Origin of the sequence: Kitasatospora sp. NPDC059722, from assembly GCF_042733235.1 — a bacterium.
Classification (GTDB): domain Bacteria; phylum Actinomycetota; class Actinomycetes; order Streptomycetales; family Streptomycetaceae; genus Kitasatospora.
Map to the genome: position 1 here is coordinate 1 of NZ_JBHWGD010000101.1, position 2,961 is coordinate 2,961.

Annotated in this window: 3 protein-coding genes; 2 read left to right on the forward strand and 1 reads right to left on the reverse strand. The window is 78.0% G+C overall.

The features are described 5' to 3' along the window. Nucleotides 1–188: 188 nt before the first annotated feature. Nucleotides 189–1,640 (reverse strand): lytic transglycosylase domain-containing protein, encoded by a 1,452-nt coding sequence (locus ACFV4F_RS36665; RefSeq protein ID WP_380509298.1) that lies wholly within the window; start codon nucleotides 1,638–1,640, stop codon nucleotides 189–191. 477 nt (nucleotides 1,641–2,117) lie between these two features. On the opposite strand from ACFV4F_RS36665, the gene ACFV4F_RS36670 reads away from it, so the two are divergent. Both ACFV4F_RS36670 and ACFV4F_RS36675 read left to right on the forward strand, forming a co-directional pair. Then, the gene (locus tag ACFV4F_RS36670) at nucleotides 2,118–2,543 is read left to right on the forward strand and encodes a hypothetical protein (protein WP_380440273.1); all 426 of its coding nucleotides are present in this window, start codon (nucleotides 2,118–2,120) and stop codon (nucleotides 2,541–2,543) included. 18 nt (nucleotides 2,544–2,561) lie between these two features. After that, nucleotides 2,562–2,961 (forward strand): hypothetical protein (locus ACFV4F_RS36675; RefSeq protein ID WP_380509300.1); only part of this gene is annotated, 400 nt, incomplete at its 3' end.

A 2,961-nucleotide genomic window follows, 5' to 3' on the forward strand; every position in this document is an offset into this window, starting at 1 on the left:
CGGCGGGGCCCCCGCGCCCCGCGCGCGGTCGACCTGGGTCGCGAGGTCGACGCCCCCCCCAGCGGCGGGGCCCCCGCGCCCCGCGCGAGCCCCGGGCGGCGGCGCGCCCCGCGGGGCGCCCCCACCCCGGCCCCCCCCGCCGGGGGCCCCCCGGGCGGGGCGAAGCGCTGTTGACGGCTGTTCCCGCCTCAGTGGCCGGACGGGGCCGCCGAGGGGGAGACACCCGCGCTCGGCGTCGTCGTCGGCGCGGCGCTCGGGGTGGTGGTGGCGGTCGGCGTCGCGGTGGCGCAGCCGGGGGCCGTCGGGGTCGCGCCCGGGGTGGGCGTGCCGCTCGGCGTGGCCGTCGGGGACGGGGTGCCGGTGGGCGTCGCGGTGGCCGTCGCCGTGGCCGTCGGGGACGGGCAGGCGGTGGGGGTGCCCGTGGGCGTGGGCGTGCCGGTCGGGGTCGCCGTGGGCGTCCCCGTGGGCGTCGCAGTGGCCGTGGCCGTCGGGGACGGGCTGCCGCTCGGGGTGGCGCTCGGCGAGGGCGAGCCGCTGGGCGTCGGCTGCCCGGTCGGGTTGGGCTGGCCGGTGGGGTTCGGCTGGCCCGTCGGGTTCGGGGTCGGCGGGACGGGCGTGGGCGGCTGCGCGCTCGGCGAGGGCTGGGGCTGCGGCTGGACCGGCGTCGTGCCGGGCGTCGTCCCGGTGCCGGTGGTGGTGCCCGTCGTGGTGCCCGTGCCCGGCAGCGGGAACAGCGGGAGGGACGGCAGCGGCGGGAGGAGCGGCAGCAGCGGGGCCGGCCGGTCCGGGGAGGTCGTGACGGTGCCGCTGCCGAAGTGGGCCATCCAGTTCTTGACGGTCCGCAGGTACTCGCCCGAGTAGTTGTAGCTCAGGATCGCCCGGTCGAGCTGCGCCGGGTCGGCGAGGTCGCGGCCGTTGGCGCACAGGTAGCGGCCGGCCGCCTCGGCGGCGTCGAAGATGTTGTTCGGGTCGGCCTTGCCCTTGCCCTGGGTGTCGACGCCCCAGGTCGCCCAGGTGGACGGGATGAACTGCATCGGCCCGACCGCGCGGTCCCAGCGGGTGTCGCCGTCGAAGCGGCCGCCGTCGGTGTCGGCGATCGCGGCGTTGCCGCCGGTGCCGTCGAGCACCGGGCCGAGGATCGGGCGCAGCGTCGTGCCGACGGCGTCCACCTGGCCGCCGTCGGCCTGGCCGGACTCGACCTGGCCGATGCCGGCGAGCAGTTGCCAGGGCAGGTGGCAGCCGGGGGAGCGGGTGGCGAGCGAGGCCTCGGCCTGCTTGTAGGCGGCGAAGACGGTCGCCGGCAGCGAGGCGCCGGTGGCGGCGAACGGGCCGGCCCCGGGCACGCCGGGGATCGCGCCGGGCGGCTGGGGCAGCGGGACGGTGCCGCCGCCGTCGGCGGGCGAACCGGTGCCGAGGCCGGGGATCGTCGGGCCGCCCGGGGTGCCGGGGGCGGTGGACGCGGCGCTGTCGCCGGACTGCGTGGTCACGGAGTCGGCGGCGGCGACCGGGGCCAGCCCGAGGCTGGTCATCTGGGAGCCGGTCAGGGCCGCGAGCGCGGTGAACGCCGCCGCCGTCCCGGTGACCCGCTTGCTCAGCCGCACCTTTCGCCCGTTGTCCGCGCTGACGAACCTCGCCGTCATGCCGTGCCCCTCCCCGTGTGCCTGTCCGATCGTCCCGCTCAACGGACGGGTGGTCATCATCGTGCCTGCCGGTCCATGCCAATCCCGTCCCCGGGATGATTAGTATCACGACGATCCGACCGCACCCGAGTGTCCGGCGGGCGTCCGAGGACGCTCCGCCGCGTTAACGTCGCACGTCCCGGGCACGGCGCGGCAGTTGGCAGCGGCCCGGTCGTGCGCGCACCGGTGCCGAGCCGGCGCACCCGTGGGGCGGACCGGCGGTCCGGGGCACGGGGTGGTGCGTGCGCGGCCTTCCGAGCGCCCCGGCGCCGCCCGCGGGCCACCCCTCTGACCAGCCGGGATCGCGGCGGGCCGGGGGCCGTTCTCTACCAGGACGGGCGTCCCGGCGCCAGTCCGCGGCCCCAACTGGTCCCTGGACGGGTGATGTTGTGATGAAAGTGGGCATGCCAGGAGAGCCGGACCGGCATGCTGTGCCCCGTGACCGTGCGGACAGAGGCGCAGATATGGACGGAGGCCCCGATCGTGAGCGCGAACCTGCCGGAGGCCGTCGCCGAGGGGCCGGTCCTGCCGGCTCCCCCGAGAGTGGTGGACGACCTGGCCCGGGACCTGAGCCAGGCGGCGGCCGCCGTCCGGGCGGTGTCGCGGACCGGCCGCAGCGGGGGCGACGTCGCCGTGGCCGCGTACACCGCCGTGGTGTGCACCGGCCGTTCGGCGGCGCGGGCGCTGGAGGAGGCCGCCGCGTGGTGCCGTCAGGCGCCCGGGGCGGAGGTGCACTCGCTGGCCTGGGCCCGGGTGCCGGGGCACCGCGACGACGTCTACGAGTACCGCGTCACGCTGGCCGTCAGCTTCCCCGACGAGGAGACGGGGGAGCACTGCGGAGACACTCACCACGCCCGGCGGTGAACCCGTACGATGACGGCCATGAGCCCTGTGGATGCGAACGATCCGACGAACTCTTCATCCGCTTTTTCTCCGTCGCCCACCGAGTCCGCCACGGAGCCCGCTCCCGAGTCCGCTGCCGAGCCGCGTGAACTCTCCACCGCGGCCGCCGTCTGCGCCACCGTCCTCAGCATCGTCGCCGGTGCGGCCGTGCTGCTGGCGTTCTTCCACTGGCTGGGCTGGAGCATCCCGGTGGTCGGGGTGCTCGTCGCCAAGCTCGGGATCAAGCTCGCTGTCGGCGGGGTGGCCGGGATCGCCGCCGGGGCCGCCTGGCTGCGCACGCGCAGGGGCGCGGGGCGGGCCGCGGGGCGGGGCGCCGCCGGCACGCGGGCGGGGGCGGAGACCCGCGCCCGGGCGGGGGGGGCGCGGGGGTGGGGGGGGC

Coding starts and splice junctions, on each gene's coding strand:
- ACFV4F_RS36665 (WP_380509298.1), bottom strand. CDS start 1,640: ATGACGGCGAGGTTCGTCAGCGCGGACAACGGGCGAAAGGTGCGGCTG.